The sequence below is a fragment of the Streptomyces sp. NRRL F-525 genome (assembly GCF_000716605.1).
GTDB lineage: Bacteria > Actinomycetota > Actinomycetes > Streptomycetales > Streptomycetaceae > Streptomyces.
Window position 1 is genome coordinate 65,555 of record NZ_JNXE01000044.1, and the last position, 17,195, is coordinate 82,749.

The 17,195-nt window shown below is 68.5% G+C and carries 18 protein-coding genes; 6 read left to right on the forward strand and 12 right to left on the reverse strand.

Annotated elements, in window-relative coordinates:
• Window positions 1–41: 41 nt before the first annotated feature.
• On the reverse strand, window positions 42–1,736 hold the full coding sequence (gene dacB, locus OO69_RS41535; protein ID WP_078652803.1) for a D-alanyl-D-alanine carboxypeptidase/D-alanyl-D-alanine-endopeptidase: 1,695 nt from the start codon (window positions 1,734–1,736) through the stop codon (window positions 42–44).
• Between the two features lie 79 nt (window positions 1,737–1,815).
• On the opposite strand from dacB, the gene OO69_RS41540 reads away from it, so the two are divergent.
• Both OO69_RS41540 and OO69_RS41545 read left to right on the forward strand, forming a co-directional pair.
• Window positions 1,816–2,307 (forward strand): inorganic diphosphatase, encoded by a 492-nt coding sequence (locus tag OO69_RS41540; RefSeq protein ID WP_019070224.1) that lies wholly within the window; start codon window positions 1,816–1,818, stop codon window positions 2,305–2,307.
• Between the two features lie 103 nt (window positions 2,308–2,410).
• Window positions 2,411–4,066, forward strand: a complete 1,656-nt coding sequence (locus tag OO69_RS41545) for a threonine/serine ThrE exporter family protein (protein ID WP_033286145.1) — start codon at window positions 2,411–2,413, stop codon at window positions 4,064–4,066.
• Window positions 4,067–4,183: 117 nt separating this feature from the next.
• Here OO69_RS41545 and OO69_RS41550 read toward each other — a convergent pair whose 3' ends face one another.
• Window positions 4,184–5,062: a DedA family protein gene (locus OO69_RS41550; protein ID WP_420707955.1), complete on the reverse strand. Its 879-nt coding sequence runs from the start codon at window positions 5,060–5,062 to the stop codon at window positions 4,184–4,186.
• A 144-nt stretch (window positions 5,063–5,206) separates the two neighbouring features.
• On the opposite strand from OO69_RS41550, the gene OO69_RS41555 reads away from it, so the two are divergent.
• A complete protein-coding gene (locus OO69_RS41555) occupies window positions 5,207–5,572 on the forward strand; it encodes a YbjQ family protein (protein ID WP_033286147.1) in 366 nt (121 codons plus the stop codon).
• 22 nt (window positions 5,573–5,594) lie between these two features.
• On the opposite strand, the gene OO69_RS41560 is transcribed toward OO69_RS41555, so the two are convergent.
• Window positions 5,595–6,356 carry a MerR family transcriptional regulator gene (locus OO69_RS41560; protein WP_033286148.1) on the reverse strand — a complete coding sequence of 254 codons (762 nt, stop codon included), beginning with the start codon at window positions 6,354–6,356 and terminating at the stop codon, window positions 5,595–5,597.
• Window positions 6,357–6,481: 125 nt separating this feature from the next.
• Between OO69_RS41560 and OO69_RS41565 the strand changes: the two genes are divergently transcribed.
• Both OO69_RS41565 and OO69_RS41570 read left to right on the forward strand, forming a co-directional pair.
• Window positions 6,482–7,765 carry an ion channel protein gene (locus OO69_RS41565; protein ID WP_033286149.1) on the forward strand — a complete coding sequence of 428 codons (1,284 nt, stop codon included), beginning with the start codon at window positions 6,482–6,484 and terminating at the stop codon, window positions 7,763–7,765.
• 39 nt (window positions 7,766–7,804) lie between these two features.
• Window positions 7,805–9,211: a glutamate decarboxylase gene (locus tag OO69_RS41570; protein ID WP_033286150.1), complete on the forward strand. Its 1,407-nt coding sequence runs from the start codon at window positions 7,805–7,807 to the stop codon at window positions 9,209–9,211.
• A gap of 103 nt (window positions 9,212–9,314) precedes the next feature.
• Here the strand turns inward: OO69_RS41570 and OO69_RS41575 are convergent, their stop codons facing one another.
• From OO69_RS41575 to OO69_RS41600, 6 genes are all read right to left on the reverse strand, one after another.
• Window positions 9,315–10,127 (reverse strand): ABC transporter permease, encoded by an 813-nt coding sequence (locus OO69_RS41575; protein ID WP_234444669.1) that lies wholly within the window; start codon window positions 10,125–10,127, stop codon window positions 9,315–9,317.
• A complete protein-coding gene (locus tag OO69_RS41580; RefSeq protein WP_033286151.1) occupies window positions 10,124–11,122 on the reverse strand; it encodes a daunorubicin resistance protein DrrA family ABC transporter ATP-binding protein in 999 nt (332 codons plus the stop codon). The genes OO69_RS41575 and OO69_RS41580 overlap by 4 nt, the downstream gene beginning before the upstream one ends.
• A gap of 74 nt (window positions 11,123–11,196) precedes the next feature.
• Window positions 11,197–11,838: a PadR family transcriptional regulator gene (locus OO69_RS41585; RefSeq protein WP_033286152.1), complete on the reverse strand. Its 642-nt coding sequence runs from the start codon at window positions 11,836–11,838 to the stop codon at window positions 11,197–11,199.
• A gap of 24 nt (window positions 11,839–11,862) precedes the next feature.
• Window positions 11,863–12,411, reverse strand: coding sequence for a DinB family protein (locus tag OO69_RS41590; protein ID WP_033286153.1), 549 nt, complete (start codon window positions 12,409–12,411; stop codon window positions 11,863–11,865).
• 115 nt (window positions 12,412–12,526) lie between these two features.
• Window positions 12,527–13,987, reverse strand: coding sequence for an aldehyde dehydrogenase family protein (locus tag OO69_RS41595; RefSeq protein WP_033286154.1), 1,461 nt, complete (start codon window positions 13,985–13,987; stop codon window positions 12,527–12,529).
• 119 nt (window positions 13,988–14,106) lie between these two features.
• Entirely contained in the window at window positions 14,107–14,931 is an 825-nt protein-coding gene (locus tag OO69_RS41600) for a helix-turn-helix domain-containing protein (RefSeq protein WP_051801610.1), read from the reverse strand.
• Between the two features lie 375 nt (window positions 14,932–15,306).
• Here OO69_RS41600 and OO69_RS41605 point away from each other — a divergent pair, with 375 nt between their 5' ends.
• A complete protein-coding gene (locus OO69_RS41605; RefSeq protein ID WP_051801607.1) occupies window positions 15,307–15,798 on the forward strand; it encodes an ATP-binding protein in 492 nt (163 codons plus the stop codon).
• A 75-nt stretch (window positions 15,799–15,873) separates the two neighbouring features.
• Here the strand turns inward: OO69_RS41605 and OO69_RS41610 are convergent, their stop codons facing one another.
• The 3 genes from OO69_RS41610 to OO69_RS41620 form a co-directional block, all read right to left on the reverse strand.
• Entirely contained in the window at window positions 15,874–16,092 is a 219-nt protein-coding gene (locus OO69_RS41610; protein ID WP_051801612.1) for a DUF397 domain-containing protein, read from the reverse strand.
• A 287-nt stretch (window positions 16,093–16,379) separates the two neighbouring features.
• Window positions 16,380–16,625 carry a 30S ribosomal protein S18 gene (gene rpsR, locus OO69_RS41615; protein ID WP_033286157.1) on the reverse strand — a complete coding sequence of 82 codons (246 nt, stop codon included), beginning with the start codon at window positions 16,623–16,625 and terminating at the stop codon, window positions 16,380–16,382.
• Window positions 16,626–16,627: 2 nt separating this feature from the next.
• A partial coding sequence (locus OO69_RS41620) for a GTP-binding protein (protein ID WP_033286158.1) occupies window positions 16,628–17,195 on the reverse strand: 568 nt, incomplete at its 5' end.

Genomic DNA, 17,195 nt, shown 5'->3' on the forward strand with positions numbered 1-17,195 from the left:
CCGCCTTGCGGAACGCCTGCCCACAGCGGTAGCGGCCACCGTCAACTGCAGCCGCAGGCCGCCAACGCCGTTGCCGTGTGGTCCAGGGCTGCCTGGGCGTCCTGGGGGCTCGTCGTGTCGGAGGCCATGAAGGCGAAGGCCAGGAGTTGGCCGTCTTTGTCCACGACCGTGCCCGCGAGGGTGTTGACGCCCGTCAGGGTGCCGGTCTTGGCGCGGACCAGGCCCGCCGCGCCCGTGGCGTCCGTGTAGCGACTCGTCAGGGTGCCCGTGAACGCGGCGATGGGGAGGCCGGTGAGGACCGGGCGGAGTTCGGGGTGGGCCGGGGAACCGGCCTTGACCAGGAGGGCGGTCAGGAGGTCGGCGGTGAGGCGGTCGTCGCGGTTGAGGCCGCTGCCGTCGTTGAACACGGCGCCCTTGACCGGGAGTTGAAGCTTGGTCAGCTGGGCCTGGATCGCGGCGGCGCCCCCGTCGAAGTCGGCGCGCTTGCCCGTCGCGATGGCGGTCTGGCGGGCCATGGCCTCCGCGATGTCGTTGTCGCTGTTCGTCAGCATCCGCTCGATGATGTCGGAGAGCGGGGGCGAGGAGACCGCGGCGAGGGTGGTGGCCCGGCCGGTCGCCTTGGAGGGACCGGGGGATGTCGTCGTAATGCCGTGCTTCTTAAGGAAGCCCGCGAATTTCTCGGCCGCGTCCGCCGCCGGGTCCTTCACGCGCTTGACCGGGCCGCTGGACGAGTCGTCCGTACGACCCTCGTCGGCCATCAGGGCACTGACCGGGGCCAGGTTGACGTTCTCCCCGATCGGGTGGAGTTCGGCACCGGAGTACAGGGTCTTGTCGTACGACAGCGTCACCTCGCTCACGCCGCGCTTCTTCAGGGCCACCGCCGTTCGGTCGGCCAGAGTGCGCAGGCTGGCCCAGCCCTCGGCGTCCTGGTGGGCCGTCAGGGTCGGGTCGCCGCCGCCGACCAGGACGAGTTCCCTGGTGTCGGGCTCCAGGGCGGCGCGGGTGGTGAAGCGGTGGTCGGCGCCCATCGCGGAGAGGGCGGCCGTCGCGGTGGCGATCTTCGTCGTCGAGGCCGGGGTCAACGCGTCGTCGGCGCCGACTCCGTAGAGGCGCTTTCCGGTCGAGACGTCGACCACGGCGGCCGTGTGGCGGGTGCCGAGCGCGGAGTTGCCCAGGAGGGGCGTGAGGACGTCGGCGAGGGCCGTGCCGGTCGGGGCGGACTTCACGGTGCTGGCGGCGCCGCCGAGGCCGACGAGGACGGATGCGGCGCTCGGGGCGGGGCGGGGTGCCTTGGCGGACGTATCGGAATAACGGCCGTGATCTACGCCACCTGACTGTTCCTGTGCGGCTGCGTAGTCCCGCTCGGCCGTACGCTGACCCGAGGAGTCCCAGGGACCGGCGGCGGTCACCACACCCGCGGCCAGCGCCATTCCGGCGGTGGCGGCGACGGCGGTGAACTGCCAGGTCCTGTTCGGCCGCGGCAACTTCGCGACCTGTGGTGACACGGATCCGACGAGCCGGGCGACCTTCGGTGACACGGCTTCGGTGATCCGCGTGACCTGTGGCCGCACGGTCCGGGTGACCCGCGTGACCTGTGGTTTCACGGCTTGGTTGAGCCGTGTGACCTGCGGTTTCACGGATTGTGCGGCCCGCTCGAGACGGGGCCGGACGGCTCGCGCGACCCGCGTCACTTGCGGTCTCGCGGCCCGCCAAGGCCTCAGCTCCGGCACGACCACCAGCCCCTTTCGCGATCACACACCTGCGTGAGGGACACTTAACCACCAGAACTATGTGCTGATCATGGAGGAGCCACCGGTGGAGTTCGACGTCACGATCGAGATCCCGAAGGGTTCGCGGAACAAGTACGAGGTGGACCACGAGACCGGTCGGATCCGCCTGGACCGTCGACTCTTCACCTCGACCAGTTACCCGGCCGACTACGGCTTCGTCGAGAACACTCTCGGCGAGGACGGCGACCCGCTGGACGCGCTGGTCATCCTGGAGGAGCCGACTTTCCCCGGCTGCCTCATCAAGTGCCGCGCGATCGGCATGTTCCGGATGACCGACGAGGCCGGCGGCGACGACAAGCTGCTGTGCGTCCCGGCGTCCGACCCGCGTGTGGAGCACCTGCGTGACATCCACCACGTGTCGGAGTTCGACCGCCTGGAGATCCAGCACTTCTTCGAGGTCTACAAGGACCTGGAGCCCGGCAAGTCGGTCGAGGGTGCCAACTGGGTGGGCCGTACGGACGCCGAGGCGGAGATCGAGCGCTCGTACAAGCGACTCAAGGAGCAGGGCGGCCACTGAGCCCCCTGTGCACTGACGGGCCGCACGCGCACGCGTGCGGCCCGTTTGCATGTCTGTGCGCATACTGAGGATCACCGAAGCGTCGTACAGGGAGTGCCACGGAGTGACGGAAGCGGAGGACCGCAAGCCGCAGTCGGACGAGGCCAGGAGTGCCTTCACGGCTCCGGCGGGCGTCGAGGCGGCGGTCGTGGCGGCGGCTGACGGGGAATCGTCCACGACGTCCGAGTTCGCCGTTCCGCAAGGGCTCGACGTGACGCCCGCGCCGGCCGTCGAGGACTCCGAGGGGTCGGCGTTCAGCCCGCCCAGCCTCTACAGCGCGCGCAAGGCGCCGCCCGCCTTCACACCGCCGACCGGGATTCCCGTCGTCAGCCTCACCAAGGACGTGCCCTGGCAGGACCGGATGCGCACGATGCTGCGCATGCCGGTGGCCGAGCGGCCCGCGCCGGAGCCGGTGCAGAAGCCGGACGACAGCGGTCCCGCCGTACCGCGCGTGCTCGATCTGACGCTCCGCATCGGCGAGTTGCTGCTCGCGGGCGGTGAGGGCGCGGAGGACGTCGAGGCGGCGATGTTCGCGGTCTGCCGGTCCTACGGCCTCGACCGCTGCGAGCCGACCGTCACGTTCACCCTGTTGTCGATCTCTTATCAGCCCTCCCTGGTGGACGATCCGGTGACCGCGTCCCGGACCGTACGGCGGCGGGGCACCGACTACACGCGGCTCGCATCCGTGTTCCGGCTGGTCCAGGACCTCAGCGACCCGGAAACGGCACTCTCCTTGGAGGACGCCTACCGGCGGCTCGCGGAGATGCGGCGCAACCGGCACCCGTATCCCGGATGGGTGCTGACCTCCGCCAGCGGGCTGCTCGCGGGTGCCGCCTCCGTGCTCGTCGGCGGTGACATCATCGTGTTCTTCGCCGCCGCGCTCGGGGCGATGCTCGGGGACCGGCTGGCGTGGCTGTGCGCGGGGCGCGGGCTGCCGGAGTTCTACCAGTTCACGGTCGCCGCGATGCCGCCCGCCGCGATAGGGGTCGCCCTCACGGTCGCCAACGTCGATGTGAAGGCCTCCGCGGTCATCACCGGCGGGCTGTTCGCCCTGCTGCCCGGGCGGGCCCTCGTAGCGGGCGTACAGGACGGTCTGACCGGCTTCTACATCACCGCGGCGGCCCGGCTCCTGGAGGTCATGTACTTCTTCGTCGGCATCGTGGCCGGGGTCCTGATCGTCCTGTACTTCGGCGTGAAGCTCGGCGCACAGCTCAACCCGGACGTGGCCCTCGGCAACTCCCACCGGCCGCTGTGGCAGATCGGGGCGTCCGTCCTGCTGTCTCTGACCTTCGCCGTACTGCTCCAGCAGGAACGATCCACCGTGCTCCTCGTGTCCCTCAACGGGGGTGTCGCCTGGTCGGTCTACGGGGCGATGCACTTCGTCGCGAAGATCTCGCCGGTCGCGTCCACGGCTGTCGCGGCGGGGTTGGTCGGGCTGTTCGGGCAGTTGCTGTCGCGGTACCGGTTCGCGTCGGCGTTGCCGTACACGACCGCTGCGATCGGGCCCCTGTTGCCGGGGTCCGCCACGTACTTCGGGCTGTTGGCCATCGCGCAGAACAAGGTCGACCGGGGGTTGGTGTCGTTGGCCACGGCGGCTTCTCTCGCCATGGCCATCGCCATCGGGGTCAATCTGGGGTCGGAGATCTCGCGGTTGTTCTTGCGGATTCCGGGGGCGTCTGCGGGGGCGCGGCGGGCGGCCAAGCGGACCAGGGGGTTCTGAGCGCCTAGTAGCTGGGGGCCCTTGGATCGTTGGCGGGTGCGGGTCCGTCGTGGCTGGTCGCGCCCACGCGGCGGAGCCGCAAATCGATACAGCCCCGCGCCCCTTAAGGGGGTGCGGTCAGCCCTGTGGGTAGCCCTGGTTGTCGTACGGCGGGTACTGCTGCTGGTTGCCGTACGGCTGTTGTTGGTACGTCGGCTGCTGTTGGGGCTGGGCGTAGTACTGGTCGTAGCCGTTGTTCTGGTCGTACTGCTGCTGAGGTTGCTGCTGCTGGGGCCTGTCCACTCGGCGGAGCTGGGTCGTCGAGTCGTCCATGATCACCGGGAACGGCTGGGTCTCGGCCGGGTCGGCGTGCTGCTCCCCGGGGCCCTGGGGGTTCTTCTTGGCCTTGGAGCGGGCGCGGAGGAACTCGATGATGATCGGGACCACGGAGATCATGACGATCAGGATGAGGATCGCTTCGATGTTCTTGTGGACGAAGTCGATGTTGCCGAGCCAGGAGCCGAGCAGGGTCACGCCCGCGCCCCACAGGACGCCGCCGATGATGTTGAACGTGAGGAACGAGCGGTACTTCATGCCGCTGACACCGGCGATGATCGGCGTGAAGGTGCGCACGATCGGCACGAAGCGGGCCAGGACAAGGGACTTGGGGCCGTACTTCTCGAAGAACTCGTGCGCCTTGACCACGTTCTCCTGCTTGAAGAGGCGTGAGTCCGGGCGGCTGAAGAGCGAGGGGCCGACCTTCTTGCCGAAGATGTAGCCCGCCTGGTCGCCGAGGATCGCGGCGACGCAGATCAGCGCCACGGCGGCCCACAGCGGGAAGTCGAGGGTGCCCGCGGTGATCAGCAGGCCGCAGGTGAAGAGCAGGGAGTCACCCGGCAGGAAGAACCCGATGAGCAGGCCGGACTCCGCGAAGACCACGAGCAGGAGGCCCCAGATCCCGAACCGGTCGAGCATGGTGTTCGGGTCGAGCCAGCTCGGGCCGAGGGCGAGCGTCATCACGGTTCCGGGCTCCTGAGGGGTGGAGGGAGGTGCCAGCGTCCAGGTACAGCCGCACAAAGCTATCAACGCGATGTGTCCGTCCCAGGTTCCACCGGTGACTCCAGGATGCACTGTGCACCCCATAGGACAAAGCTGTGAGCCATGGGTATCGAAGAGTACGGCGGCGGCCAGGGGCCGCAGGCCGATGTGCTGGTCGTGACGACGAACGACGTCCCGGGGTACCGGGTCGAGCAGGTGATCGGCGAGGTCTTCGGGCTGACCGTGCGCTCACGGCATCTCGGCAGCCAGATCGGCGCCGGTCTGAAGTCGATGGTCGGCGGTGAACTCAAGGGGCTCACCAAGACCCTCGTGCAGACCCGCAACCAGGCCATGGAGCGGCTCATCGAGCAGGCACGCGCGCGTGGGGCCAACGGCGTCCTGGCCTTCCGCTTCGACGTGACCGAGGCGGCGGACGTGGGCACCGAGGTGTGCGCCTACGGGACGGCGGTGGTCCTGGCCCGGGAGTAGCGCGTACCCCCGGGCCAGGTCCCTAGGAGGTGTGCCGGGACGCGTTCGCCAGGATCGCGTCCTTCAGGTGCACGGCCAGGCCCGGGGCCATCGCGTCGTAGAACGCCTTGAAGCGCTCGTCGGAGACGTACATCCCGGCGAGACAGACGTGCATCTCGTACGAGCACGCGTAGAACCAGCGGTCGATGTGCAGGCGGTGTTCCTCGGCGAGGTCCAACGCCGCGTCGCCGGTGGGGAGTTCGCCGGCGGTCACCAGGGCGGCATAACGCTCGCTCCAGTCGTCGACCTCGGCCTGGAGCCGCTTCCAGTCGGCCTTGGTGTAGCGGGCGGCCCGGCGCTGCGACTCGGCGTAGGCCTCGGTGCCGCCCCAGCGCTGTTCCGCCTCCTCGGCGTACTGCTCGGGGTCCTTGTCGCCGAAGACCTCGAAGCGTTCCTCGGGGGTGAGGTTGATGCCCATCGTGCGTGCCTCCATGGCGTGTTCCACGGCCTCGGCCATCTTCTGGAGCTTCTCGATCCGGGCGGTCAGCAGGTCGTGCTGCCGGCGCAGATGTGCGCGCGGGTCCGTCTCCGGGTCGTCGAGCAGGGCCGCGACCTCGTCGAGCGGAAAGCCGAGTTCCCGGTAGAACAGGACCTGTTGGAGCCGGTCGAGGTCGGCGTCGCCGTAGCGCCGGTGACCCGCGTGACTGCGCTCGCTGGGGACGAGCAGGCCGATGTCGTCGTAGTGGTGCAACGTGCGCACGGTGACCCCGGCGAATCCGGCGACCTGTCCTACGGAGTAGCTCACTCCCGCTCCCTTCTCGTGTCCGCGCTCCACGGTCGGCCCTCACGCCACGTGAGGTACAAGCCCCCCACTCCCCCGTCTCACGATCTCAAGATGTTGGGTCCGTTTTGCCCGCTTATGGTGAGCCCGTGGCCCAGGACAGCGCGCAACAGGCACCAGCCGCCCCTACGACCCCGGCGCGCACCCTGCTGCCGATGATCGTCCCCGCACTCGTCGTGGGCGTGCTCGCGAGCCTGCTCTTCATCGGCGTGAGCGAGGCAGCCGAACAACTCCAGCACGTGCTCTGGAAGAACTTGCCCGACGCCCTGAACATCGGCCGGTACTCGGTCCTCTGGATGCTCGTCATGCTGACGGCCACCGGCATCGCGGTCGGCCTGGTGGTGTGGAAAGTCCCCGGACACGCGGGTCCCGACCCGGCGACCACAGGCCTCGATGCCGTAGCGCTGCCCCCGGCCGTACTTCCCGGTCTGGTCCTGGCGACGGCGCTGATGCTCGCGGGCGGCCCGAGCCTGGGGCCCGAGAACCCGATCATCGCCGTGAACGTGGGCCTCGCGCTGTGGGCGGGGCGCAGGCTGGCACCCCGGGTGCCGGGCGGGGCGTGGGGCGCGCTGGCCGAGTCGGCGACGATCGGGGCGCTGTTCGGGACGCCGGTCGCGGCGGCGCTGCTGATCTCGGAGGCGCTGGCCGCACGGCAGACCAAGGGCGCGCTGTGGGACAACGTGTTCGCGCCGCTCGCCGCGGCGGCGGCGGGCGCCATGACGACCACCCTGGTGGCCCACCCGACCTTCGACCTGCACCTGCCCGCGTTCGGCCGTCCCGGCTGGGGCGACCTGCTGGCGGCCCTGATCCTGGCCCCGTTGGCAGCGGCGCTGGGCATGGCGGCCGTCTACCTCTTCCCGTACGTCCACGGCGCCTTCTCCCGGCTCAAACACCCCATGCTGACGCTGCCGGCCGGCGGACTGGTCCTGGGCCTCCTGGCGGCGCTGGGCGGCCACCTGACGCTCTTCAAGGGACTGGACGAGGTCGGAGAACTGGCGGCGCATCCCGAGGGCTGGTCGGCTGGCCAGTTCGCAACGATGACCGTTGTGAAACTGGCGGCACTGCTGGTCGCCGCGTCCTGCGGCTTCCGGGGCGGCCGGATCTTCCCGTCCGTCTTCATCGGCGTCGCGTTCGGCCTGTTCGCCCACGCGGTCGTACCCGCCGTAGACCCGGCACTCGCGGTCGCCACAGGCGTCCTCGGCATGCTCCTGGCCATCACCCGACAAGGCTGGGTGAGCCTGTTCACGGCCGCCATCCTGGTCGCCTCCCCCGCGATCCTCGCCCTCCTCTGCATCGCCTCGCTGCCGGCCTGGCTGCTGGTGACCGGGAGACCGCAGATGCAGTTGCGCGCGGACGGAACTCCGGTTCGCTAGTACCCGTTGGTTCTTTTGATCCTTATCGGAGGCAAGCCCATGCCGTTGCACGAAGGTCCCGACCCGTCCGCCGAGCGCCCCATGTCCGTGAACCCCTTCTACGGAGAGGCCAATCCGGTCGGCGGCATGTCCGAGGCCCCGCCCAAGCACCGGCTCCCGGACACCCCGCTGCCCCCGATGACGGCGGCCCAGCTCGTGCACGACGAGCTGATGCTGGACGGCAACTCCCGCCTGAACCTGGCGACTTTCGTCACCACCTGGATGGAGCCGGAAGCCGGCGTCCTCATGGCGGAGTGCCGGGACAAGAACATGATCGACAAGGACGAGTACCCCCGCACCGCGGAGCTGGAAAAACGCTGCGTGGCGATGCTCGCCGACCTCTGGAACGCACCGGACCCCTCAGCTGCCGTCGGCTGCTCGACAACCGGCTCCAGCGAGGCCTGCATGCTCGCCGGCATGGCCCTGAAGCGCCGCTGGACACAACGCAACAAGGACCGCTACCCGGCAGCCCGCCCGAACCTGGTGATGGGCGTCAACGTCCAGGTCTGCTGGGAGAAGTTCTGCAACTTCTGGGAGGTCGAAGCGCGCCAAGTCCCCATGGAGGGCGACCGCTTCCACCTGGACCCCCAAGCCGCGGCCGACCTGTGCGACGAGAACACGATCGGCGTCGTAGGCATCCTGGGCTCCACGTTCGACGGCTCCTACGAACCGATCGCCGACCTCTGCACAGCCCTCGACGCACTCCAGGAGCGCACGGGCCTCGACATCCCGGTCCACGTGGACGGCGCGTCCGGCGCCATGGTCGCCCCCTTCCTGGACCCGGACCTGATCTGGGACTTCCGCCTCCCGCGCGTGGCGTCGATCAACACCTCGGGCCACAAGTACGGCCTGGTCTACCCGGGCGTCGGCTGGGCCCTGTGGCGCGACAAGGAGGCCCTCCCGGAGGAACTCGTCTTCCGCGTCAACTACTTGGGCGGCGACATGCCCACCTTCGCCCTCAACTTCTCCCGCCCCGGCGCCCAAGTAGTAGCCCAGTACTACACATTCCTCCGCCTCGGCCGAGAGGGCTACCGCGCGGTCCAACAGTCCACCAGGGACGTAGCCCAAGGCCTGGCACAACGCATCGAAGCCCTGGGCGACTTCAAACTCCTCACCCGGGGCAACGAGTTGCCGGTCTTCGCCTTCACCACAGGGCCGGACGTCACGACGTACGACGTATTCGACATCTCCCGCCGCCTACGAGAACACGGCTGGCTGGTCCCGGCGTACACCTTCCCGGCGAACCGCGAAGACCTCTCGGTCCTCCGCATCGTCTGCCGCAACGGCTTCTCAGCAGACCTGGCCGAACTCTTCCTCGACGACCTGACCCGCCTCCTCCCCGAACTACGCCGCCAGCCCCACCCCTCCACCCGCGACAAGCAAGCGGCAACAGGCTTCCACCACTAACCCACCGGGGGCCGTACCACCCACCCCATGGGCGGCACGGCCCCCAAGCCGCGTACGACGCGAGGCGACGTGTCGGGGGGTGTCCGCCCGCAGCGGTCGGCGCTCACACCGCCGCACTCTCGAGAAACGCCCCCGCGCCGATCCGAGGACGGATACCCCCCGGCGCGGCGCCGCCCCACAACGCACCCCACGCGCCGAAGCGCACCCGCACCCACACACGGAGCCGCACCCCCACAACCCAGGGGCGCGGGGCTGTGACATTTGCGGCTACCGCCGCCCGCACGGCCGTAGCGGTCTGAGACATCGGATTCCACTGAACAACCGCGCCCAACCACCCAGGCATCGCAGCCGGCGTAGCCAACGCATTGGACAGAAACCCAACCGGCCACACCAGAATCTGCACGGCCTGCACCATCTCCGGCCGCCCCGCCACCAGCGCCAGATAGATCCCGACCCACAACATGGCGAACCGAAAAAACAACAACAGCCCTACAGCGCCGAGGAATTGCCCCGCCCCGGCATGCGGCCGCCACCCGAGCCCCAGCCCAACCCCGATCAGCACAACCAGCCCGATCGCCGACTGCAACATGTCCGCAGCCGAACGCCCCACCAGCACCGCCCCGTCGGCCATCGGCATCGACCGGAACCGATCAATCACCCCCTTGTTGAGATCCTGCGTAACGGCGACCATCGTGCCCTCCAGCCCAAAGGCCATGGTCAACGCGAGCATCCCGGGCACCAGATAGTCGACGTACGCACCCTCGACTGCCCGCCCGCCGCCGATCAGATACCCGAACATCAACAACAACATCACCGGGAAAACGAGACTCACCACGACCTGCACGGGCTGCCGCGCCCAGTGGGCGAGTTCACGCCGGGTCATGGTCCAGGAATCGTTCAGGGCATAGACGCTCACACGGCCTCCTTCACGTTCATCCGGTCACCCGCACCCGCATCCGTCCCGACACCGTCACCCGTGAGATGCAGAAACACCTCATCCAGCGTCGGCCGCCGCACCGCCACATCCTCGGCATCGATCCCGCCCTCCTCCAACGCCCGCACAACCCCGGAGAGCGCAGCCATCCGGTCGGAGACGGGCGCACTGAGCAACCGCCGATCGGCATCGACCCGGACATCGGCGGCAGGAAGCGGCAACAGAGCGACCGCAGCGCCCAGTTGACCCGCATCACGCAGGACAACGTCGATACGGTCCCCACCCGTCCGGGACTTCAGCTCGTCCGGGGTCCCGTCCGCGATGACCCGCCCCCGGTCAACCACCGAGACCCGACCGGCGAGTTGATCGGCCTCCTCCAGGTACTGCGTGGTGAGCAGCACCGTCGTACCCCCACCCACCAGAGACCGAACCGCCGCCCACACCTCGGCCCGACCACGCGGATCGAGCCCGGTGGTCGGCTCGTCCAGAAAGAGAATCTCGGGCGCGGTGACGAGCGAGGCAGCGAGATCAAGCCGCCGCCGCATACCCCCGCTGTAGGCGCGAACCGGCTTACGCCCGGTGTCGGCAAGATCGAACCGTTCCAGCAGCTCATCAGCACGCACACGCGCACCCCGGGCACCGAGATGATGAAGACGCCCGAACATCTCCAGGTTCTGCCGCCCACCCAACTCCTCGTCTAGAGCGGCATGTTGACCAAGCAGCCCAATACGCAACCGAACCGCACGAGCCTCGGTCAACACATCATGGCCCGCCACCTCAACCCGACCGGAGTCGACTCGCAGCAGCGTGGACAGAACACGGACCAGGGTGGTCTTACCCGCCCCGTTGGGCCCGAGCACCCCATGCACGGTGCCTCGCGCAACGCACAGATCAAGCCCGTCCAACGCCTTCTTCCGGCTCTTCTTGTCGCCGTACGTCTTACACGCACCCTCGACGACGATCGCCGCGTCGACCACTGAACACCCCTCCACTAGTCAAACTTGACTACGCACACGAAAGTAACCCCACAACGAGCGTTAGTCAAACTTGATTAGCCGACATCCCCGGGATGCCGCTCCCCCGTCGCGTACGGGTTCTCCTCGTCGTCCCTCAGGACACCGACGAACGGCTCACCCTCCCCCGCGAAGGTGTACGCCCCGCCCTCGATCCGGTCGATCAACCCCTGGGTCCACGCGGCCTCCGCGTCGGCCGTGTGAATCCAGAGGTTCATGATCTCGCCGATGTGGCCCAGCTGTTCGGGCCCGTCCTCGGGGATGTAGTGCTCGGTGACGGAGGCCCGCCACTGGCCGATACCCCGGGTGCGCTCCTTCAGCAGCGCCACCGCCTCGGCCCTCGGCAGATCCACGATGAAGCCGATAGCGGCGGACTTGACGTCCATCTGCTGGTCGTACGACGTCAACGCCTCGCGCAGCAGCCGGAGGTACTCCTCGGTGCCCCGACCGGTGATCTCGTACTCGGTGCGGGGCGGGCCCCCGACGGTGGACGGCGCGATCTCGTGGGCGTGCAGCAGGCCCTGCTTGGCCAGCTGCTTGAGCGCGTGGTAGATCGAGCCGGGCTTGGCGTTGGACCACTCGTGCGCGCCCCAGTATTCGAGGTCGTTGCGCACCTGGTAGCCGTGGGCCCGCCCGTGCTGGCGCACCGCGCCGAGCACGAGGAGACGGATCGCTGACATGGGGCCAGCGTAGAACCCGCGAGGTCAGCCCTCGGTGGTGCCCCGTTCCTTCACGACCAGCTCGTAGGCGGTCGCGCCGTCCAGGGACTCGCGGATGATGTCGGCGTGGCCCGCGTGCCGGGCGGTCTCGCGGATCAGGTGCAGGCAGAGCCAGCGCACGGAGACGCGGCCCTCCGGCGGGAACCAGGGCTCGCTCGGGACCGGGAAGGTGTCGTCCAGGCTGGGCACCGAGCGGATGTACGCCTCGGTCTCGGCGGCGACCTTCTCCCAGTACGCGAGCTGCGACTCGACGGTCTCGCCGCCGACCAGCTGGAACGTCTCGTGCCAGTTGCTCTGGTCGCGCTGGACGGCCGGCGGCTCCTGCTTCGCCCGCGCGATCCAGCCCTGCTCGACGTCGGCGACATGCTTCAGCAGCCCGGAGAGGGAGAGCCCGCTCGCGCTCGGCTTGCTCGCGGCCTGTTCCTCGGTCAGCCCGAGCAACGCCCGGCGGATACCGCCCCGTTGGTCCTCGATGAACGTGAGCAGTGACCCTCGCTCGTCGCCCTGTGCGTCCGCGGGTACGTGCGTGACCATGGCCTTCGCCTTTCGCCGGTGCCGGCTGGGAGCCTGTCCCCCTGCCCGACGTCGATGAAGCTACGGGCCATCGAGGTCAGGTTCTGTCCTCGATGGCCCGCCGGAAGCACATGTTCTAGAACGGGAACCCGCTCCGCCCGTGCTGCACCGAGATCCACTTCAGGCTGGTGAACGCGTCCAGCATCGACTCGCCGTTCAGGCGGCCCAGGCCCGAGGCCTTCTCGCCGCCGAAGGGGACGATCGGCTCGTCGTGGACGGTGCCGTCGTTGACGTGGAACATGCCCGTGTCGATCTGCTTGGCGAAGTTCACGCCGCGCTCGATGTCACCGGTGTGGACGGCGCCGCTCAGGCCGTACGGCGTGTCGTTGACGATGCTCACCGCCTCCTCCTCGCCGTCGAACGGGATGAGGAAGGCGACCGGGCCGAAGACCTCCTGGCGCAGCAGGTCCGAGCCGGCGGGGACGTCGGTGAGGACCGAGGGGGCGACCAGGTTGTCGGTGGTCGTGCCGTGGACGAGGGCCGTCGCGCCCTCGGCGATCGCCTGCTCGACGACACCCGAAAGGGCGTCCGCCTGCGAGGAGTTGATGACCGGGCCGATGACCGTCTGCGGGTCGCGCGGGTCGCCGACCTTGAGGGACTTGACCTTGGCGACGAACTTCTCGGTGAACTCGTCCCGGATCGACCGGTCGACGAGGACACGGTTCGCGGCCATGCAGACCTGGCCCTGGTGGACGTAGCGGCTGAAGACCGCCGCGTCGACCGCGTAGTCGATGTCGGCGTCGTCGAGGACCACGATCGCGCTGTTGCCGCCGAGTTCGAGCACCGAGCGCTTGAAGTGCGAGGCGCAGACGGTCGCGACGTGGCGGCCGACCTTGTCGGAGCCGGTGAAGGAGATGACCTTCGGGATCGGGTGCTCGATGAACGCGTCGCCGATCTCCGCGATGTCGGTGATGACGACGTTCAGGAGGCCGCCCGGCAGACCCGCGTCCTCGAAGATCTTCGCGACCAGGGAACCGCCGACGATCGGGGTGTTCTGGTGCGGCTTGAGGACCACGCCGTTGCCCAACGCCAGTGCGGGGGCCACCGACTTGAGGGAGAGCAGGAACGGGAAGTTGAAGGGGCTGATCACGCCGACGACGCCCACCGGGACGCTGTAGACGCGGTTCTCCTTGCCGTCGACCGGTGAGGGGATGATCCGGCCCTGGGGGCGCAGCGCGAGGTGGATCGCCTCGCGCAGGAACTCCTTGGCGAGGTGCAGTTCGAAGCCGGCCTTCAGGTGCGTGCCGCCGAGTTCGGCGATGATCACCTCGGCGATCTCCTGCTCGCGGTCCTCGATGAGCCGCAGGGCCTTCTCGAACACGGCACGGCGGGCGTAGGGGTTGGTCGCGGCCCATGCCTTCTGGGCGCGGGCGGCCGCCTTGTACGCCTCGTCGACCTCGTCGACCGTGGCTATCGTGATCGACGCGAGCTTCTCGCCGTCGTACGGGTTGAAGTCGATGATGTCCCAGGAGCCGGTGCCCGGGCGCCACTCACCGTCGATGTACTGCTGAGCCAGGTCGGTGAAGTAGGACGACATGTGATCCCTCAATCGCTCAAATCGTCAGCAGACACGATCAGTTGCAGACACGATCAACAGCAGACCGGGCGATCCCTCACGATCATCACGGTCTGATCACACGTCATCGTACTTGTGTTTCAAGAGAGTTGGAGCAGTCCCCGAAGAAGATCCCGGCTCTCGTCCGGGCCCGGGCTGTCCTGCTGGAGCTCCTTCAGCGCCTTCTCGTACTGGGCCACGTCCTCGGCCTTGTCGAGATACAGCGCGCTGGTCAACTGCTCCAGATAGACGACGTCCGAGAGGTCGGACTCCGGGAACGACAGGATCGTGAAGGCACCGGACTCGCCGGCGTGGCCGCCGAAGCCGAACGGCATGACCTGCAACCGGACGTTGGGGTGCTCGGAGACCTCGATCAGATGCTGGAGCTGCCCGCGCATCACCTCGCGGTCGCCGTACGGACGGCGCAGGGCGGCCTCGTCCAGGACGATGTGGAAGTCGGGGGCGTTCTCGTTCACCAGGTACTTCTGCCGCTCAAGCCGCAGCGCCACCCGCCGTTCTACGTCCGCCTCGCTCGCGCCCTTCATGCCGCGACGGACGACCGCGCGGGCGTAGGCCTCGGTCTGGAGGAGTCCGTGCACGAACTGCACCTCGTAGACGCGGATGAGGGAGGCGGCGCCCTCCAGGCCCACATAGGTGGGGAACCAACTGGGCAGGACGTCGGAGTAACTGTGCCACCAGCCCGCTACGTTGGCCTCCTTCGCGAGGGAGAGGAGTGAGATGCGCTCCGCCTCGTCCGTGATGCCGTACAGCGTCAACAGGTCCTCGACGTCCCGGGTCTTGAAGCTCACTCGCCCCAGCTCCATGCGACTGATCTTGGATTCGGAAGCGCGGATGGAGTACCCCGCCGCCTCTCGGGTGATCCCACGTGCTTCCCGCAGTCGCCTGAGTTGCGAGCCGAGCAGCATCCGCCGCACCACCGATCCGGGCTCTCCCGCGCTCACGTTCGCCAGCCTCCCCAACCGTCTTCAGGGGCCGCAGTCTGCCACTAAAACACTTCGAGCAGTACTCGTTCGGTTACAGAAATGGAAAGAAGGGGCGCCCGTTCACAGGAAGTTGTCAGGAAGACGTCAGGAAGAAGCAAGGCCGGAGCGCTAGATCGGCGCGAAGTTGGCGGAAAAAATGGCCAACAAGCGGTACGGGAGGGTCCAATTCGGTCAGCTGCACGTGCATCTGCCCTTGCATCTGCTGTACGCATCCGAAACCATGGTCTCGCGCCACCGCTGCATCGCAACGACCGCGAATTCCCGGGAGTGCCTCGCATGGGGACGAATGGATCGACCATGCTCGAGCCGTTACGGCAGGGCCTTCCGCCGCTGGACCCATCGGCTGTGTCCAGCGCCGCGTCGTGTGCTCTGGCCGCCCGCTACGAAGCGGTGCGCGAGGCACGGCAGTTCACCCGCCGCACCCTCGACCAGTGGGACATAGGCGACCGCTTCGACGACGTCTGTCTGGTCGTCTCCGAGTTGGTCACCAACGCGCTGCGGCACGCGCTGCCGGCGAACACTCCACGCGTCCCGGAGCAGAACCCGCCCGTGCGGCTGCACTTGATGCGCTGGACCGAGCGGCTGGTGTGCGCCGTGCGCGACCCCAGTCACGACAGCCCCATCGCCTGCGAGTCGGAGGACTTCTCGGCGGAGTCGGGCCGCGGCCTGTTCCTCGTCGACTCGTTCGCCGACGGCTGGGGCTGGCACCCGCTGGCGGGGACGCTCAGCGGCAAGGTGGTCTGGGCGCTGTTCCGGCTCCAGGGTGACCCCGCGCAGAACGACGCGTGAGGAACCGCGGCTCTTTTTTGAGGCCGCGGTTCTACGCGCGTTGCCGCTGTTTCCGCAGGTCGGCGTGGTGTTCCGCTATCCCGCTATCAGGTGGTCGAACTCGCCGTCCTTGATGCCCAGGAGCATCGCCTCGATCTCGGCGCGGGTGTAGACGAGCGCCGGGCCGTCGGGGAAGCGTGAGTTGCGCACCGCGACGTCGCCGCCGGGCAGGCGCGCGAACTCCACGCAGGATCCCTGCGAGTTGCTGTGCCGGCTCTTCTGCCAGGCCACTCCGTCCAGCTGCCTGGCAGCCATGCCGTTGTACACGTCGAACCCCAAGTACACGCTGTCAACGCGGTGGTCCACAGGTCGCTCCCGGTTGTGCACTGGCTGGTGTGGCCATTGATGCAGTGGTCAACTGTTCCGGATCATAGCCCTGTTCATGTGCAGATGCATGGGCAGATGCACGTGCACGGGGGGTGGTCCTCCGGTTACAGCTTTGACGACTGCTTTACCGATGCCGTTCCAGCGTCTGCCCAGGACCGGGCAGGACATGTACTAGGGAAGACGTGTACGGGGGCCCTTGTGTTCCATGCGCGCGGCTATCGGGTCGAGTACGGCAACAATGCCATCTCCCGGGCGTTCTTGATCGCGGCCGCCAACTGCCGCTGCTGCCGTGCGGATACGCCGGTGACGCGGCGGCTGCGGATCTTGCCGCGGTCGGAGACGAAGGTGCGCAGCAGGGCGGTGTCCTTGTAGTCGATGTACGTCACTCCGGCCGAATCCAGGGGACTACGACGGGACTTGGCGGGTCGGCGCGCGGACTTGAGGTCGGGCTTGCGGGGCACGGTCAGATCTCCAGCAGGGTGTCGAAGGCGGACGGGATGCGTTTCCAGGCGCTACGGCCCGCGGCGTACTCGGTATCGGTCAACAGGCAGGACTCCAGGAGCAGTTCGAGTCCGTCGCGGTCGAGGCCGGGGGAGGTGAAGACGAGGTGCTGGCAGCAGTCGCCGTGCTCCGGGTGCCAGTCGAGCGCGGCGGCTGCGCGGCGTACCGGTGGCACCAACTCCCAGGCCGCGTCCGGCAATGAGGCCAGCCACGGGCCCGCGCTCTCCACGCAGAGGGCGCCGCCGGCCGCGTCCCAGTGCAGGAGCGAGTCGGGTTTGTCGGCGAGCCAGAAGCGGCCTCGGCTGCGGGCGGCGGCGCAGGTGATGTCCTCTAGTGCGGCGTAGAGGCGCTCCGGGTGGAAGGGGCGGCGGCGGTGCCAGACGAGGGTGGTTACGCCGTGGGCGTCTGCCTCTACGGGGAGTAGGGCGCAGGCGGGGTGTTGGGCTGCGGCTGCGGCGTCTACGTCGAAGCCGGCGAAGGCTGCGTGGGCGAGGGCGCCGTGTTGGGGGGACCGGGATGGGGGTGGGTGG